Origin of the sequence: Ruminococcus gauvreauii, from assembly GCF_025151995.1 — a bacterium.
Classification (GTDB): domain Bacteria; phylum Bacillota; class Clostridia; order Lachnospirales; family Lachnospiraceae; genus Ruminococcus_G; species Ruminococcus_G gauvreauii.
This window is the reverse complement of record NZ_CP102290.1, coordinates 355,934-371,264: the sequence shown is the minus strand read 5'-3', so window position 1 is coordinate 371,264 and position 15,331 is coordinate 355,934. Positions and strand designations below refer to the sequence as shown.

The following is a 15,331-nucleotide window of genomic DNA, read 5'->3' as shown; positions in this document are numbered from 1 at the left end:
ATTATGATAAATGGAAGCGTACAGTGTATTTAAAGATCTGGCAATTATCGTGATCGCGGCGAAGGCGTGCGGGATTCTGGCAAGAAAGCTGAAGGCACCGCAGGTTGTCGGAGAAATTGTGGCGGGGCTTTTGATCGGACCGAGCCTTCTGGGCTGGGTGCAGCAGACTGATTTTTTGATGGTGATGGCTGAGGTCGGGGTGGTTCTGCTGATGTTTTCAGCAGGCCTGGAGACGAACCTGAAAGAGCTGATGAAAACAGGGCCCATCGCACTCGTGATCGCCTGTGCGGGAGTATTCATTCCGCTTGGAGCCGGGACGCTCTTTTATATGGCCATGTACGGTGCTGCACCGTGGGGGAGCGAGGGATTTCTGAAAGCAGTGTTCGTCGGGACGATCATGACAGCGACGTCTGTCAGTATCACGGTCCAGACTCTGCGGGAGATGGGGCGTCTGAAGGGACGTGTAGGGACAACCATACTGAGTGCGGCTATCATCGATGACGTCATCGGAATCATCGTGCTCACTGTTGTGATCGGATTTAAAGATGAGAATTCCAGGGCTTCTACGACGATTATCAGTACAGCCCTGTTCTTCGTATTTGCGCTGGTGATTGGGTACGTATTTTACCGGGTGTTTAAAAAAATCGACAGTATGTATCCGCATACACGCAGGATTCCGATTGCAGGTCTTGCGCTCTGTCTGGGACTCGCGTACATAGCAGAGCGGTACTTTGGGATCGCAGATATTACAGGGGCATATGTCGCAGGAATTATTCTGTGCAACATTCAGGATTCGGAATATATCGCGAGAAAGATGGATATCAATTCCTACATGCTGTTCGGTCCGATATTCTTTGCCAGTATCGGCCTGAAGACGGATATCAAGAACTTCAGTATGACACTGCTCGTCTTCTCTATTGGATTTGTGCTGGTGGCACTGGTGGCCAAGATCATCGGATGCGGACTTGTCGCGAGACTGTGCCGTTTTTCCGGCAAAGATTCCCTGAAAATCGGTATCGGAATGATGACAAGAGGGGAGGTTGCGCTGATTGTGGCACAGAAAGGCCTGTCAGCCGGCTTTCTTGAGTCGGAGTATTTTACAGCCGTCATCCTGCTGATCATCGTATCCTCGGTGGTGACACCGATTCTGCTCAAAATTTTATACCACGGGGAACCGGCGGACGTGCAGGAAGCGTCCTGACACAGACCTCACAAAAAACAGGAACGAATCATAACCGTGATTCGTTCCTGTTTTTTAAAATAACTTCCAGCGTTTGCTGAAGCGTACTTTCGCTACGATATGGTGAAGTTCACCACAGCCTGAACACTGTTGAGAATAATAAAAATACAGGCAGTCTTTCTTCTTTAATTTCAGAGAGTATTTTTTGTTCAGGCATTCCCGGCAGAGGTTTGCGTCGTAGATTTCTCTGTTAGTAACCATGTCAAGCTCCTTTTCGATAAGTATTGGATTACGAGTAGTTAAAATATAACATATCAGGTTTATAAAAGCAACACCTAACACCTTGTGTATGGAAGCTATCGTATAGGGTAAAATATCGAATATAAGGATGGTGAGATATGCAAAACTATAAAGTGGAAATGGGACTGCGGCTGAAAGAAAAACGTCGGAACCATCGTTTGACACAGGAGCAGATGGCAGACCGTCTGAACATCTCGATCAAGCATTACAGTGAAGTTGAAAGGGGAATCGCAGGGCTGTCTATAGAAAACATCATCAATGTCTGCGATATTCTGGGAATCAGTATTGACTATTTACTGCAGGGGAAAGAAGCTGAGACGGAAGTGCCGGAAAAAATACTGGAAATGTACCGTGCATGTCCGGAGGAAAAGCAGTATCTGCTGCTTGAGATAATGGAAGCGATTTCAAAATTGTACGATAAACGACAATGAGGCCTGAGTGCAATATCCCACTCCCGTAAGGCGGACCTTACATTGAGGACACCGCTTAAGGGGTGGGATATTTTTCAGTTTTAATTAATCAGTCATGAACAGAATGCCGAGCGTATTTGGGCCGCAATGGCATGAAATAGTACAGCTTGCTTTTGTCACATGAATTTCAGTGAATTTCATGGTCTCCTGTATGGTTCTCTTTACGGCCTCGATGCACAGGCTGTCGATGCCGGAATGTGTGATAAAAATGTGGTCAGTCCGTATATTGTGATACCGTTTCAGCTCATCCTGTGTGTAGCGGGTTAAAACTTTCTGCAGACTTCCACGGTATTTGCGTCCGACTTTCATGCTCCCGTCCGAGTTGTCTACTTCGATACAGGGCTTCAGATTCAGAAGACTTGCACCGAGCGCAACCACGGAGGAGCAGCGGCCTCCGGCGTGCATGAAATCAAGGGTATCCAGAATAAAACTGGCATGGCAGTGACTGCGGAGTTCCTTGAGACGCCTGACAATATCTGCCGCCGCAAGGCCCCGGCGGATCATATCACCGGCAGCGATGACAAGGAGTGCAATTCCCGTAGAAAGATTATAGCTGTCAATCGGATAGACACCGGGGAGTTCTTCGGCGGCCAGCATACAGTTCTGATGAGCACTCGAGAGAGCGCCGCCAAGATTCAGGTGAATCACTTCGTATCCGGCGTCAGTCCACGGGCGAAAATAATCAATGTATTCGCTGACGTTGATGGCAGCTGTCTTTGGAAGTGTTTTGTCTTCGTAATAGGCCTGATAAATATCTTCTGTTGTAATCGTGACGTTATCCTGGTAATCTTGTCCTCTCAGGATAACATGAAACGGATAGTAGTGCACGTCATAGCGGTCTTTGAGCTCCTGGCCTAAATCACAGGTACTGTCTGCGCTTAAGATTATTTTTCGAGTTTCCATAATGAATTTTCTTTCCTCCTATTCTGTTTCGATTATAACATTGTAAATTCGGGTTGACAAACGAATAATCAGAGGGTAAGGTAAAATTGACTTTTATCCGGCAAACCGGGTAAATCGTCTGCAGGGAACTTGAATGAAGGGAGAGGCACAGTGAAAGAGAGAATTACACAGCTTCTGGAAGATAAAAAGCTGGCGGAATTAAGGGAAGAGCTTCAGAAGATTAATCCTGCCGATCTGGCGATTCTTCTGGAGGATATGGATGAGAAAGAGCGTCTCCTCGTGTACCGGCTGCTGCCGAAGGAACTGGCGGCAGATACTTTTGCGTTCATGGAAAGTGATATGCAGGAAGGCCTGATCAACGGATTCACGGATCGTGAGCTTCGTGAGGTACTGGAACAGACTTTTGTTGACGATGCTGTCGATATGATTGAGGAAATGCCTGCAAACGTGATCAACCGTATTCTGCGCAGTACCGACAGGGAAACACGCGATGCGATCAATCAGATTCTGAACTATCCGAAAGACAGTGCCGGAAGCATCATGACAATCGAGTATGTCAAGCTTTCCCGCTATCTGACAGTCGCTGATGCCATTTCCAGAATCCGGCGCGTGGGCACGGATAAAGAGACGATCTACACGTGTTATGTGACGGAATACCGGAAACTGATCGGGATGGTCACAGTCAAGGACCTGCTCCTCGCTGAAGATGATGAGCTGGTTGAAGATATCATGGAAACAAATGTCATCACCGTGAACACCCATGATGATAAAGAAGATGTTGCAAAACAGATGAGTAAATATGATTTCATGGCAATGCCTGTCGTGGATGATGAGGGGCGTCTCGTCGGAATTGTAACCTTCGATGATGCGATTGATGTTCTGGAAGAAGAGACAACGGAAGACTTCTCGAAACTGGCGGCTATGAGCCCTAATGAAGATTCTTATTTTAAGACTTCTGTTCCCATACATGCCAAAAACCGTATCGGGTGGCTCCTGGTCCTCATGCTCTCTGCAACCCTGTCCGGATCTGTTCTGAGGCACTATGAGGCGGCCTTTCAGGCAATCCCCCTTCTGGTATCATTTATCCCGATGCTGATGGGAATCGGGGGAAACTGCGGATCCCAGACATCGACTCTTGTGATCCGCGGACTTGCGCTGGATGAGATCCATATCGGAGATTTCTTCCGCATCATCTGGAAGGAACTGAGGATTGCGCTGATCGTCAGCGTTGTGCTGGCGATTGTCAACGGTATCAGGATTCAGCTGACGTATCACGATATGACGATTTCTCTGATCGTAGCGCTGTCTATGGTGGGGATTGTCATTCTTGGAAAACTGGTGGGAGGCATGCTTCCGATCGTCGCAAAAAGCCTGAAATTGGACCCGGCTTTGATGGCGACGCCGCTGATCACGACAATTTTGGACACGTGTTCGATTTTAATATATTTTGGGATTGCCACGCACTTTCTGGCGCTGACATGATGGCCGGAATCCTGGATATGATACTGGAGGAATTATATGAACTGTCAGAAGGCACAGGCCTGCATCGACCATTATTTAAACGGGACCATATCAGACAATGATCTGGAGGAATTCGTCTACCATATCAGAAACTGCCAGGCGTGTTACGAAGATCTGGAAATTTACTATATTGTGGATATGGCTCAGAAGTATCTGGATGAAGATCAGGAGGAATCCTATAATATCAGCCAGCTGCTCGAGGAAGACATACACGATAAACTGACGAGGATGCGCCGGCGTCAGCATCTGCGCACGTTTGTGTTTATCGCGGGCTGCCTGATGCTGGGACTTGCGGTTACCGGAGCCTGTATTATCATGGGATATCTGTGAAGAGGAGAATAAATGGAGAAAATAGTTTTAGTTGACGGACATAGCATTATCAACCGCGCATTTTACGGCATACCGGATCTGACAAATGCGGATGGGAAACACACGAATGCGGTGTACGGTTTTTTGAATATTCTGTTTAAGACTTTGGAGGAAGAGCAGCCGCAGTATCTGTCGGTTGCTTTTGATGTGCATGCGCCTACCTTTCGGCATGAGAAGTATGAGGCATACAAGGGCACCAGAAAACCGATGCCTCAGGAACTCAGGGAACAGGTTCCGCTGCTGAAAGAGGTACTGGGGGCGATGGGAGTCTGCCTGCTTTCCATGGAAGGGTACGAGGCGGATGACCTGCTGGGAACTGTGGCGAAGAAAAGCGAAGCACAGGGCATGGAGGTGACCATCGTATCAGGGGACCGTGACCTGCTGCAGCTTGCAACGGAAAGAATCAAGATCCGCATTCCCAAGACGAAAGGAGGCAAAACGATCACTGAAGATTATCTGGCGGCAGATGTGCTGGAGAGATACCAGGTGACACCTGCTCAGATCATTGATCTCAAAGGGCTGATGGGAGACAGCTCCGACAATATTCCCGGCATTCCGGGAGTCGGTGAAAAGACTGCCACGAAGCTGATTGCAGAATATGGAAGCATTGAGAATGCCCACGAGCATCTGGAAGAGGTAAAACCGAACAAGGCAAGGGAATCGCTGAGGGATCACTATGACCTTGCAGTGCTGAGCAAGGACCTTGCCACGATCAACACGGACAGTCCGGTCGCATTTGAACCGGAATCTGCGAGATTAAAAGATCTGTTTACGCCGGAAGCATATCAGTATTTCAAAGAACTGGAGTTTAAAAATCTGTTGTCACGTTTTTCCTGCGAATCTCCGGTTCCTGATGTAGAGGAGTCGTTTCGAACAGTTTCCGAGCTGACGGAAGCGGAATCGGTGTTTTCAAAATTTTCTGAATCCGCTGATATCGGAATGTATCTTTTGATACAGGATGGTGATTTGCTGGGCGCCGCACTGACCGGATCGGCGGATGATATTTGTTTTCTGCCGGTACAGGGGTTTATCACGGAGGATTATCTGAAAGACAAGATCGGAATGCTGCTTGACTGCGGAAGCGTAACGGCGATGCTGGATATCAAGCAGGCGCTTGTTGTTGCAGAGCCGAAGAACAAACAGAGTGTATTTGACATCGGGGTTGCCGCCTATCTGAATAACCCTCTGAAATCCGCCTACACGTATGATGATATCGCGAAAGAAATTCTCGGCCTGATGCTTCCTTCAAAAGAGGATTTGCTGGCAAGGCTTTCACTGCGGGATGCGCTGGTTCAGAAGCCGGAAGCCGTGACGCGTTTTGCGTGCTATATGAGCTACACCGCATTTGCGGCTAAACAGCCGCTTGAAAAGCTGCTGGAAGAAAAGGGGATGCTGGAACTGTACCGGGAGATCGAGCTGCCCCTTGTCTTTGTACTGCATGATATGGAAAAAGAAGGGATCCGTGCGGCAAAGGACGAACTGAAAGTGTATGGGGATCAGCTGCAGGTGAGAATCCTGGAGCTGGAAGAGCTCATTTATCAAAAGGCAGGGGAGAAATTCAATATCAACTCTCCCAAACAGCTGGGCGTGATCCTGTTTGAAAAGCTGAAACTCCCGGGTGCGAAAAAAACCAAAACGGGGTATTCCACGGCTGCGGACGTCCTTGATAAGCTGGCACCTGATCACGAGATCGTGACGGATATTCTTGAATACCGTCAGCTGACGAAATTGAAATCTACCTACGCGGACGGACTTGCAGGATATATCGGCGAGGACGGCAGGATTCATTCGAACTTTAATCAGACGATTACGGCTACGGGAAGAATCAGCAGCACGGAACCTAATCTGCAGAATATTCCGATACGGATGGAACTCGGAAGGCTGATCCGCAAGGTTTTTGTTCCAAAGGAGGACTGTGTGTTCCTGGATGCGGATTACTCTCAGATCGAACTGCGCGTGCTGGCACACTGTTCCGGCGATGAAACACTGATTGAGGCATACCGTGAGGCGAAGGATATTCACAGGATTACCGCGTCACAGGTGTTCCATACACCGTTCTCAGAGGTGACAGACCTGCAGCGAAGAAATGCAAAAGCGGTTAACTTCGGAATCGTCTACGGCATCAGTTCCTTCGGACTCAGTCAGGACTTAAGCATCACAAGAAAAGAGGCGGCGGATTATATCGAAAAATATTTTGAAACATATCCGAAGATCAAACAGTATCTGGATGGTCTGGTTGCTGATGCGAAAAAGAAGGGATATGCACAGACGCTGTTCGGCAGAAGGCGTCCGATCCCGGAACTGTCTTCCAGCAATTTCATGCAGCGTTCCTTTGGCGAGCGGGTTGCGATGAATTCTCCGATCCAGGGAACGGCAGCGGATATCATTAAAATTGCAATGATCCGTGTCAATGAACGGCTGAAAGAACGCAGTCTGCGCTCGCGCCTGATTCTTCAGGTGCACGATGAACTGCTGATCGAAGCGTACAGGGATGAACTCGGCGAGGTTTCGGAGATTCTGCGTACAGAAATGCAGGGGGCGGCTGATCTTGCGGTCCCGCTGGAAGTGGATATGCACCAGGGAGAGAACTGGTATGAGGCAAAATAGACACATGAAGATCATCGGAGTTACCGGCGGAGTCGGTTCTGGAAAAAGCGAAGTGATGAAATACATTGCCGGAAACTATGATGCGGCTGTCCTGCTGGCGGACCACGCGGGGCATCTGCTGATGAAAACAGGGCAGCCGTGTTACCAGAGGGTACGCCAGCTTTTTGGTGACCGGGTGCTGGATGAGGACGGTGAACTGGACCGCTCACGGATCGCGCAGATCGTATACCGGGATCATGCGCAGCTGGAGGCGCTGAACTGTATCATTCATCCGGCTGTCCGCAAGTATATAATGAAGCAGATGGAAGCGGCAGCAGAACAGGGAAAAATGTTCTTTTTTCTGGAGGCTGCCCTGCTTCTGGAAGAACATTATGATGAAATCTGCGACGAAGTGTGGTATATTTATGCCCATCAGAGCGTGCGGCGGGAAAGACTGAAGAAAAGCCGGAATTACAGCGATGAAAAGATCACTCAGATGATCGCGAATCAGCTGGATGAAGAGGAATTCAAAAAACGCTGCGGTGTTACGATTGACAACAGCGGAACATTTGAGAACACAGTCAGGCAGATAGAAGCCAGGATGAAACAGTGGAGGACACCATGAAATTATGTAGTATAGCCAGCGGAAGCAGCGGCAACTGTATTTTTGCAGGGAGCGAAAATACCAGCCTGCTTGTGGACGTGGGGATCAGCGGAAAGAGGATAGAGTTTGGGCTGAATGAGATTGACCGGACGACTTCCGATATTGACGGCATCCTGATCACGCACGAACATTCCGATCACATCAAGGGACTGGGAGTTATCGCGAGAAGGTATCGGATTCCAATCTATGCAACAGCCGGGACAATCGATGCCATGGAACAGATGAGCACGCTCGGCAAACTGCCGGAAGGGATCTTTCATGAGATCCGTGCGGATGAGCCGTACCGGATCAAAGATATGATGGTCCATCCGTTTTCCATATCTCACGATGCCGCGCAGCCGGTTGGGTACAGGCTGGAACATGGGGAGCAGACGATCGGGATTGCAACGGATATGGGAGAGTATTCGGATTATATCATATCGAATCTTCAGAATCTGGATGCATTGCTTCTGGAAGCGAATCATGATGTCAATATGCTGCAGGTGGGAAAATACCCGTATTATCTGAAACGCAGGATCCTGGGAAACAGAGGGCATCTGTCGAATGAATCCGCCGGCAGGCTGCTGTGCAGGCTGCTGCATGACAATCTGAAGAAAATACTTCTGGGTCATTTGAGCAAAGAGAATAACTATGAGGCGCTTGCCTATGAGACCGTGTGTTCGGAAGTGACGATGGGTGATAATCCTTACAGGGCATGTGATTTTGATATTTCGGTTGCGAGCCGTGAGCATATTTCAAAGATGGCTGAGATTTGATACATATCAGAAAAATAGAAAGAAAAACCGCAGCCGGTGCGGTACAGGAGGATGAGATGGAAAAAACGATTATTACTGTAGTGGGAAAAGATACCGTGGGAATCATAGCAAGGGTGTGTACGTATCTGGCGAATCATAAGATCAATATTCTGGATATCTCACAGACGATCGTGGACGGATACTTTAATATGATGATGGTGACCGACACTTCGGCGTGCGGCAAGGGCACGGGAGACCTGGCGGAAGAGATGAAATTACTGGGAGAAGAGATCGGGGTTGTCATCCGCTGCCAGCACGAAGATATTTTTAATAAAATGCACCGCATCTAGATATGAGGAGACGTTATAATGATCAATATATTTGAAGTAAATGAAACGAACAAGATGATTGAGCAGGAGAATCTGGATGTCCGTACGATCACAATGGGAATCAGTCTTCTGGACTGCATCGATGATGATCTCGGGGCAGTCAGCAGCCGGATCTATGATAAGATCACTGCAGCGGCGAAGGAACTTGTAAAAACAGGAGAAGATATCTCTGCAGAATATGGGATTCCGATCGTCAATAAAAGAATATCTGTCACGCCGATGGCGCTAGTGGGCGGCGCGGCCTGCAAAAAGCCGGAGGACTTTGTAGCCCTGGCAAAAACACTTGATCGGGCGGCAAAAGAAGTTGGCGTCAACTTTATCGGCGGATATTCAGCGCTGGTCTCGAAGGGAATGACGAAGGCGGACGAGCTTTTGATCCGCTCGATCCCGGAGGCTCTGGCATGTACGGAACGTGTGTGCAGCTCCATCAACCTTGGCTCTACCAAAACGGGAATCAACATGGATGCGGTGCGCCTGATGGGAGATATTGTGCTGCAGACTGCGGAATGCAGTAAGGAACATGATTCTCTCGGCTGCGCAAAGCTGGTGGTATTCTGCAACGCGCCGGACGATAATCCGTTCATGGCGGGTGCCTTCCACGGAGTGACGGAGGCTGATGCGATCATCAATGTCGGGGTCAGCGGACCGGGTGTTGTGAAATATGCGCTGGAACAGGTGCGCGGAGAGAATTTTGAGGTCCTCTGTGAGACGATCAAGAAGACTGCATTCAAGATCACGCGTGTCGGACAGCTGGTAGCGCAGGAAGCGTCGAAGAGACTTGGCATTCCGTTTGGTATTATCGATCTGTCTCTGGCACCGACACCGGCGATCGGTGACAGTGTTGCGGAGATACTGCAGGAGATCGGGCTGGAGGCAGCCGGTGCTCCCGGAACAACTGCGGCGCTTGCGATGCTGAACGATCAGGTGAAGAAAGGCGGCATCATGGCTTCGTCTTACGTGGGAGGATTGAGCGGTGCGTTCATTCCGGTCAGCGAGGACCAGGGCATGATCGATGCGGTGGTCGCGGGGGCCCTCACGCTTGAAAAGCTGGAAGCAATGACATGTGTCTGCTCTGTGGGTCTTGATATGATCGCAATCCCCGGAGATACGAAGGCGACGACGATCGCCGGCATTATCGCGGACGAGATGGCAATCGGTATGATCAACCAGAAGACGACGGCTGTGCGCATTATTCCCGTGATAGGAAAGGGTGTCGGAGAGACGGTAGAGTTCGGCGGCCTTCTGGGCTATGCACCGGTCATGCCGGTAAATACCTTTGGCTGTGATGCGTTTGTCAACAGAGGGGGAAGGATACCGGCTCCGGTTCACAGTTTTAAGAATTAGCATTCATGCGCAGTGATTGTAGTCCGAGGGCGCTGCCCTTTCTTGCATGTGAGACACCCGCACGCTGGTCAGATGATGACCGGGGTGCGGGTGTATTCGTGGCGGAAGGGGATGTGATAGGTGTCGGTCATGATGGTTTCGTAGACGTGGGCGGCACGGATGTCCTGTTCGAACGCCGTCAGGGCGGATGAATTGAGAATCCTGAAGGCATCGGCTGGTTTGGTGATGACAGGGACAGTGCAATTTTGCTTTAATTCTTTCAAGAGTGCACCGGCATCCTTTCGGAAACCGAGAATGCGCAGGCAGCTGTTTTTCGGCAAAAGTGCACGTGAGAGGTCCTCGTCGGTAAGTTTCAGCATCACATGCAGAAGAGCGCGGGAAATGCGGGAATACGTCAGTTCCCGGGTCTTCAGCAATGAGATAAAGGAAGAGATACTGATGAAATCATTCAGCCGGTTCATAATACGGTTTGCGAGGGCCTCCGTCATATCCTGATAACGGCACAGAGATGCTGCACTTTCTGACAGCAGTGCGTATTTAAGCAGCGGCGAGAACCTGTCGATTTCCAGGCTTCCGCGGTCAGCCAGCTGTTGTTTTAAAATGGCGGCAGCCTGCGGAGGAAGCTGTTCCAGTGCGGAAGAAGAAATCTGTTTTCCATGGATTTCTCTGCGAATGGCGGTGGCGGAACTGTAGGTGCCGGTTACCGTCTTGTCGTGATAGCCGCTTCCAATGCGCTGGATTGGAAAAGGAACGACTGTACCGGGTTCCTGATTCAGCGCCCTGATGTATTCCAGCCCCAGTATGTTGTTTGGAGATTGCAGAAATGAATCGATATCGAGCGCAGGCAGGCAGGCGGACAGCGCCTGCTGGCGGGCAGAAGGGTAGGACTGCCCCTGTGAAAGCGCCGACTTTAAAACACGCCGGTATATCTCTGGTTCGTCTGCTAAAACAGCGGATATTTCATGAAACAGCGGAAGGCTGGCTTGTTCGCACCCGAAACAGATGGAATCGGTTACACCTGTCTGTCTGAGCATACGGACGGCTCCGCGGGCGAAGAATTCGGCACTTCCGGTTGCGAAACAGGCCGGGAGTTCCAGGACGAGGGAGACACCTTCCGAGAGCGCCATGGCAGCCCTGGTATATTTGTCTGTGACCGCGCAGGAACCGCGCTGGACAAAGTTTCCGCTCATGACAGCGATCACGAAGTCGGCGCCTGTGACTTCCCTGGCTTTTTCGATATGATATTTATGCCCGTTGTGAAACGGATTATATTCTGTGATAAGTCCTGTTATCTTCATGCATACCTCTCATGCCGTGCCGGCTGTATTTTCATGAGTGCCGGGAGAAAGTCTTCTCCTGGCTTTTTGCACCTTAAAAAATACATCGAATTATCCAGTATTCTACCATTGAAATGCTTGAAATACAAGGGTATTGGGGGTATAATGGAATGAATGAGTATAAAACGAAAGGAGTCAAAAAAATCATGGGATTTATTGACGTAATTAAAGACAGAGCAAGAGCTGACAAAAAAACAATTGTACTTCCGGAGACAGAAGACAGAAGAACGTATGAGGCAGTTGCACAGATCTTGAAAGAAGACATTGCAAATGTAGTGCTGGTAGGAAGCGAAGAAGCTGTAAAAGCGGGAAGCGAAGGACTGGATATCGCAGGAGCAGTTGTAGTTGATCCGGCAACTTCTGATAAGACTCAGTCTTATATAGACAAGCTGGTTGAGTTAAGAGGCAGCAAAGGCATGACAGAAGAAAAAGCAAAAGAGATCATGCTGAACCAGTATCTGTACTACGGGGTCATGATGGTTAAAATGGGCGATGCTGACGGAATGGTTTCCGGAGCATGCCATTCTACAGCAGACACTCTGCGTCCCTGCCTGCAGATTCTGAAAACAAAACCGGGTACAAAACTTGTATCTGCATTCTTCCTGATGTCTGTTCCGAACTGTGAGTATGGTGCGAATGGTACTTTCGTATTTGCTGACTGCGGACTGAACCAGAACCCGAATCCGGAAGAACTGGCGGCAATCGCAGAGTCTTCAGCAGAATCCTTTAAACTTCTGGTTGGCGAGGAACCGAAAATTGCATTCCTGTCACACTCTACAATGGGAAGTGCAAAACACGCCGATATCGATAAAGTGACAGAGGCAGTAAAAATTGCAAAAGAGAACTATCCGGATCTGAAACTGGACGGAGAATTGCAGCTTGATGCAGCGATCGTTCCGAGTGTGGGAGCTTCCAAAGCTCCAAACAGCCCTGTAGCAGGACAGGCCAACACACTGATTTTCCCGGACCTGGATGCAGGAAATATCGGATACAAACTGGTTCAGAGACTGGCAAAGGCAGAAGCATACGGCCCGGTTACCCAGGGTATTGCAGCTCCGGTCAACGATCTTTCCAGAGGATGCTCCGCTGAAGATATCGTCGGCGTAGTAGCTATCACAGCAGTACAGTGCCAAAACTAAGCACTTAGCGAGGTCATTTCGAGCTTAGTGCGAAGTTTGTTCGATGAGCGGAAGCGAATCGAAGATACCCGTTGACTTAGCGAGGTCATTTCGAGCTTAGTGCGAAGTTTGTTCGATGAGCGGAAGCGAATCGAAGATACCCGTTGACTTAGCGAGGTCATTTCGAGCTTAGTGCGAACACGGAAACTTATCAATTCGCATAAAGCTCAGCCAAATAAGTAATAAATATTACATAAAACCAATAAAGCGAGGTAATACCGATGAATGTATTAGTAATTAACTGCGGCAGTTCTTCACTGAAATTCCAGATGATCAATTCTGACACAGAACACGTTCTGGCAAAAGGACTCTGTGAGAGAATCGGAATCGACGGAAGACTCGTATATCAGCCGGACGGCGGAGAAAAAGAAGTGACTGAGGCAGCCATGCCGACACATAAACAGGCGATTCAGATGGTTCTGGATGCGCTGATGAATCCGAAGACAGGCGTGATCAAAAGCCTTGACGAAGTTGATGCTGTCGGACATCGTGTCGTACACGGCGGCGAAAAATTTGCTTCCTCCGTTGTAATCAATGATGAAGTGATGGCTGCAATTGAAGAGTGCAACGATCTTGCACCGCTTCACAATCCGGCAAACCTGATCGGTATCCGTGCATGCCAGGAACTGATGCCGAAAGCACCGATGGTAGCTGTATTCGATACTGCATTCCACCAGACAATGCCGGAAAAAGCCTATATGTATGGTCTTCCATATGAATATTACGAGAAATATAAAGTGAGAAGATATGGTTTCCACGGAACATCCCACAGTTTTGTTTCCAAACATGCGGCTGAATTTCTTGGACTTGATCTCAACGATTCCAAGATTATCGTGGCACATCTCGGCAATGGTGCATCGATCAGTGCTGTCTTAAACGGAAAATGCGTCGATACATCCATGGGACTGACACCGCTGGAAGGCCTTGTAATGGGAACGCGTTCCGGTGATATTGATCCGGCGATCATAGAATTCATTGCGAAGAAGGAAAATCTGGATCTGGCAGGCGTTATGAACGTACTGAATAAGAAATCCGGAGTCCAGGGTCTTTCCGATGGATTGTCCAGCGATTTCCGTGATCTGGAAGAGGCGATGGAACAGGGCAACAAACTGGCTGCCAATGCGCTGGAAGTATTCTGCTATCATGTGGCAAAATATATCGGATCTTACGTAGCAGTCATGAACGGTGTGGATGCAATCGCATTTACTGCAGGTATCGGTGAAAACGCTTCCATCGTGCGTGAGAAGGTTGTTTCTTACCTCGGATACCTCGGAATCACACTGGACGAGAAGGCTAACTCCGGAAGAGGAGAAGACTGCGTGATTTCTACTCCGGATTCCAAAGTAAAAGTATGTGTCATTCCTACGAATGAAGAGCTTGCAATCTGCAGAGAGACAGTAGCGCTTGTATAAGGACTGTTTTGCAGGATATCTGTAAATTTTCCGCCGCGGCAGAGAAACCGCGGCGGTTTTCAGTTATGATAACCGATAAAAATCAATCTCAAAAGTCAAGTAAAAAGAGTTGACAAATTCAGCGCTCGTATGTATAATTAACAAAGTGTGATTAGGAGACTATTATGCGAATTGATCTGACAGATATTTTGGCCCGAGAGGGAAAAACGGAAGAACTGGAAACAGCCCTGGAAATTGGTGTGTTTAAAACCAGGGACGGAGAATATCCGATCATTGAGAGATCCCCGGTACGCCTGTGCATAGCACACAATGCCAGCCAGGTTCTGGAGATTACTGCGGATTGCGATGTGGTGATCGAGATTCCGTGTGCCCGTTGTCTGGAACCGGTCAGGACTTCATTTGAGATCCACGCTGTGCGCGAAGTGGACATGAAGCTGACGGATGAGGAACGGGAAGAAATGCTGGACGACGGCGGATATATCGAGGGGAAAACACTTGATGTGGATGCACTGATGCATAATGAGATTTTATTCGATTGGCCGATGCAGGTACTGTGCAGTGAAGACTGCAAGGGGATCTGTATGACATGCGGTGCTAATCTGAACCAGACATCATGCGATTGTGATACTGCCAGTCTTGACCCAAGAATGGCGGCAATCAGTGATATATTTAGAAAGTTTAAGGAGGTGTAATAATGTCCATCTGTCCAAAAAATAAAACATCAAAAGCCAGAAGAGATAAGAGAAGAGCAAACTGGAAAATGAGTGCTCCGAATCTGGTGAAATGCAGCAAATGCGGAGAACTGATGATGCCTCATCGTGTATGTAAGGCATGCGGGTCCTATAATAAAAAAGAAATCATTACTATGGACTAAGTAATTGAAAGGCTTTCCGATGCTTCGGGAAGCCTTTTGCCATATCTGCAGACAAAAATAACAGGATCGG

Annotated in this window: 16 protein-coding genes; 13 read left to right on the top strand and 3 right to left on the bottom strand. The window is 48.8% G+C overall.

The window, feature by feature from the left end; genetic code table 11:
- Positions 1 to 10: 10 nt before the first annotated feature.
- Complete coding sequence (locus tag NQ502_RS01770; protein ID WP_028528131.1) at positions 11 to 1,201, top strand: cation:proton antiporter; 1,191 nt, start codon at positions 11 to 13, stop codon at positions 1,199 to 1,201.
- A gap of 54 nt (positions 1,202 to 1,255) precedes the next feature.
- Here the strand turns inward: NQ502_RS01770 and NQ502_RS01765 are convergent, their stop codons facing one another.
- Positions 1,256 to 1,441 (bottom strand): hypothetical protein, encoded by a 186-nt coding sequence (locus tag NQ502_RS01765; RefSeq protein ID WP_028528132.1) that lies wholly within the window; start codon positions 1,439 to 1,441, stop codon positions 1,256 to 1,258.
- 137 nt (positions 1,442 to 1,578) lie between these two features.
- Here NQ502_RS01765 and NQ502_RS01760 point away from each other — a divergent pair, with 137 nt between their 5' ends.
- Entirely contained in the window at positions 1,579 to 1,911 is a 333-nt protein-coding gene (locus NQ502_RS01760; protein ID WP_044983115.1) for a helix-turn-helix domain-containing protein, read from the top strand.
- 84 nt (positions 1,912 to 1,995) lie between these two features.
- Here the strand turns inward: NQ502_RS01760 and NQ502_RS01755 are convergent, their stop codons facing one another.
- Positions 1,996 to 2,853, bottom strand: a complete 858-nt coding sequence (locus NQ502_RS01755; protein WP_028528133.1) for a DegV family protein — start codon at positions 2,851 to 2,853, stop codon at positions 1,996 to 1,998.
- A 150-nt stretch (positions 2,854 to 3,003) separates the two neighbouring features.
- Between NQ502_RS01755 and mgtE the strand changes: the two genes are divergently transcribed.
- Genes mgtE through NQ502_RS01720 form a run of 7 tightly spaced genes read left to right on the top strand, consistent with a single transcriptional unit; the run spans position 3,004 to position 10,460 of the window.
- Positions 3,004 to 4,335, top strand: coding sequence for a magnesium transporter (gene mgtE, locus NQ502_RS01750; RefSeq protein WP_028528134.1), 1,332 nt, complete (start codon positions 3,004 to 3,006; stop codon positions 4,333 to 4,335).
- Positions 4,336 to 4,371: 36 nt separating this feature from the next.
- Positions 4,372 to 4,704, top strand: a complete 333-nt coding sequence (locus tag NQ502_RS01745) for a hypothetical protein (RefSeq protein ID WP_049898078.1) — start codon at positions 4,372 to 4,374, stop codon at positions 4,702 to 4,704.
- Between the two features lie 12 nt (positions 4,705 to 4,716).
- Positions 4,717 to 7,350 carry a DNA polymerase I gene (gene polA, locus NQ502_RS01740; protein ID WP_044983116.1) on the top strand — a complete coding sequence of 878 codons (2,634 nt, stop codon included), beginning with the start codon at positions 4,717 to 4,719 and terminating at the stop codon, positions 7,348 to 7,350.
- The gene (coaE, locus tag NQ502_RS01735) at positions 7,337 to 7,954 is read left to right on the top strand and encodes a dephospho-CoA kinase (protein ID WP_242830247.1); all 618 of its coding nucleotides are present in this window, start codon (positions 7,337 to 7,339) and stop codon (positions 7,952 to 7,954) included. The genes polA and coaE overlap by 14 nt, the downstream gene beginning before the upstream one ends.
- On the top strand, positions 7,951 to 8,748 hold the full coding sequence (locus tag NQ502_RS01730; RefSeq protein WP_028528136.1) for an MBL fold metallo-hydrolase: 798 nt from the start codon (positions 7,951 to 7,953) through the stop codon (positions 8,746 to 8,748). Before coaE ends, NQ502_RS01730 begins: the two co-directional genes overlap by 4 nt.
- Positions 8,749 to 8,804: 56 nt before the next feature.
- On the top strand, positions 8,805 to 9,077 hold the full coding sequence (locus tag NQ502_RS01725) for an ACT domain-containing protein (RefSeq protein ID WP_028528137.1): 273 nt from the start codon (positions 8,805 to 8,807) through the stop codon (positions 9,075 to 9,077).
- A gap of 18 nt (positions 9,078 to 9,095) precedes the next feature.
- Positions 9,096 to 10,460 carry a PFL family protein gene (locus NQ502_RS01720; protein ID WP_028528138.1) on the top strand — a complete coding sequence of 455 codons (1,365 nt, stop codon included), beginning with the start codon at positions 9,096 to 9,098 and terminating at the stop codon, positions 10,458 to 10,460.
- A gap of 68 nt (positions 10,461 to 10,528) precedes the next feature.
- Here the strand turns inward: NQ502_RS01720 and NQ502_RS01715 are convergent, their stop codons facing one another.
- Complete coding sequence (locus NQ502_RS01715; RefSeq protein ID WP_028528139.1) at positions 10,529 to 11,758, bottom strand: nucleotidyltransferase; 1,230 nt, start codon at positions 11,756 to 11,758, stop codon at positions 10,529 to 10,531.
- A gap of 185 nt (positions 11,759 to 11,943) precedes the next feature.
- Here NQ502_RS01715 and pta point away from each other — a divergent pair, with 185 nt between their 5' ends.
- The 4 genes from pta to rpmF all read left to right on the top strand — a co-directional run bounded on the left by pta (position 11,944) and on the right by rpmF (position 15,261).
- On the top strand, positions 11,944 to 12,936 hold the full coding sequence (gene pta, locus NQ502_RS01710; protein ID WP_028528140.1) for a phosphate acetyltransferase: 993 nt from the start codon (positions 11,944 to 11,946) through the stop codon (positions 12,934 to 12,936).
- Between the two features lie 260 nt (positions 12,937 to 13,196).
- Positions 13,197 to 14,387, top strand: coding sequence for an acetate kinase (locus NQ502_RS01705; RefSeq protein WP_028528915.1), 1,191 nt, complete (start codon positions 13,197 to 13,199; stop codon positions 14,385 to 14,387).
- A 164-nt stretch (positions 14,388 to 14,551) separates the two neighbouring features.
- Positions 14,552 to 15,079 carry a YceD family protein gene (locus NQ502_RS01700; RefSeq protein ID WP_028528916.1) on the top strand — a complete coding sequence of 176 codons (528 nt, stop codon included), beginning with the start codon at positions 14,552 to 14,554 and terminating at the stop codon, positions 15,077 to 15,079.
- Between the two features lie 2 nt (positions 15,080 to 15,081).
- Positions 15,082 to 15,261 (top strand): 50S ribosomal protein L32, encoded by a 180-nt coding sequence (gene rpmF, locus NQ502_RS01695; RefSeq protein WP_028528917.1) that lies wholly within the window; start codon positions 15,082 to 15,084, stop codon positions 15,259 to 15,261.
- The last annotated feature ends 70 nt before the right edge of the window (positions 15,262 to 15,331 follow it).

Bases quoted from the DNA above. Each gene is read 5' to 3' on its own strand.
- NQ502_RS01770 (WP_028528131.1), top strand. From the start codon at position 11: ATGGAAGCGTACAGTGTATTTAAAGATCTGGCAATTATCGTGATCGCG.
- NQ502_RS01765 (WP_028528132.1), bottom strand. From the start codon at position 1,441: ATGGTTACTAACAGAGAAATCTACGACGCAAACCTCTGCCGGGAATGC.
- NQ502_RS01760 (WP_044983115.1), top strand. From the start codon at position 1,579: ATGCAAAACTATAAAGTGGAAATGGGACTGCGGCTGAAAGAAAAACGT.
- NQ502_RS01755 (WP_028528133.1), bottom strand. From the start codon at position 2,853: ATGGAAACTCGAAAAATAATCTTAAGCGCAGACAGTACCTGTGATTTA.
- NQ502_RS01745 (WP_049898078.1), top strand. From the start codon at position 4,372: ATGAACTGTCAGAAGGCACAGGCCTGCATCGACCATTATTTAAACGGG.
- polA (WP_044983116.1), top strand. From the start codon at position 4,717: ATGGAGAAAATAGTTTTAGTTGACGGACATAGCATTATCAACCGCGCA.
- coaE (WP_242830247.1), top strand. From the start codon at position 7,337: ATGAGGCAAAATAGACACATGAAGATCATCGGAGTTACCGGCGGAGTC.
- NQ502_RS01730 (WP_028528136.1), top strand. From the start codon at position 7,951: ATGAAATTATGTAGTATAGCCAGCGGAAGCAGCGGCAACTGTATTTTT.
- NQ502_RS01725 (WP_028528137.1), top strand. From the start codon at position 8,805: ATGGAAAAAACGATTATTACTGTAGTGGGAAAAGATACCGTGGGAATC.
- NQ502_RS01720 (WP_028528138.1), top strand. From the start codon at position 9,096: ATGATCAATATATTTGAAGTAAATGAAACGAACAAGATGATTGAGCAG.
- NQ502_RS01715 (WP_028528139.1), bottom strand. From the start codon at position 11,758: ATGAAGATAACAGGACTTATCACAGAATATAATCCGTTTCACAACGGG.
- pta (WP_028528140.1), top strand. From the start codon at position 11,944: ATGGGATTTATTGACGTAATTAAAGACAGAGCAAGAGCTGACAAAAAA.
- NQ502_RS01705 (WP_028528915.1), top strand. From the start codon at position 13,197: ATGAATGTATTAGTAATTAACTGCGGCAGTTCTTCACTGAAATTCCAG.
- NQ502_RS01700 (WP_028528916.1), top strand. From the start codon at position 14,552: ATGCGAATTGATCTGACAGATATTTTGGCCCGAGAGGGAAAAACGGAA.
- rpmF (WP_028528917.1), top strand. From the start codon at position 15,082: ATGTCCATCTGTCCAAAAAATAAAACATCAAAAGCCAGAAGAGATAAG.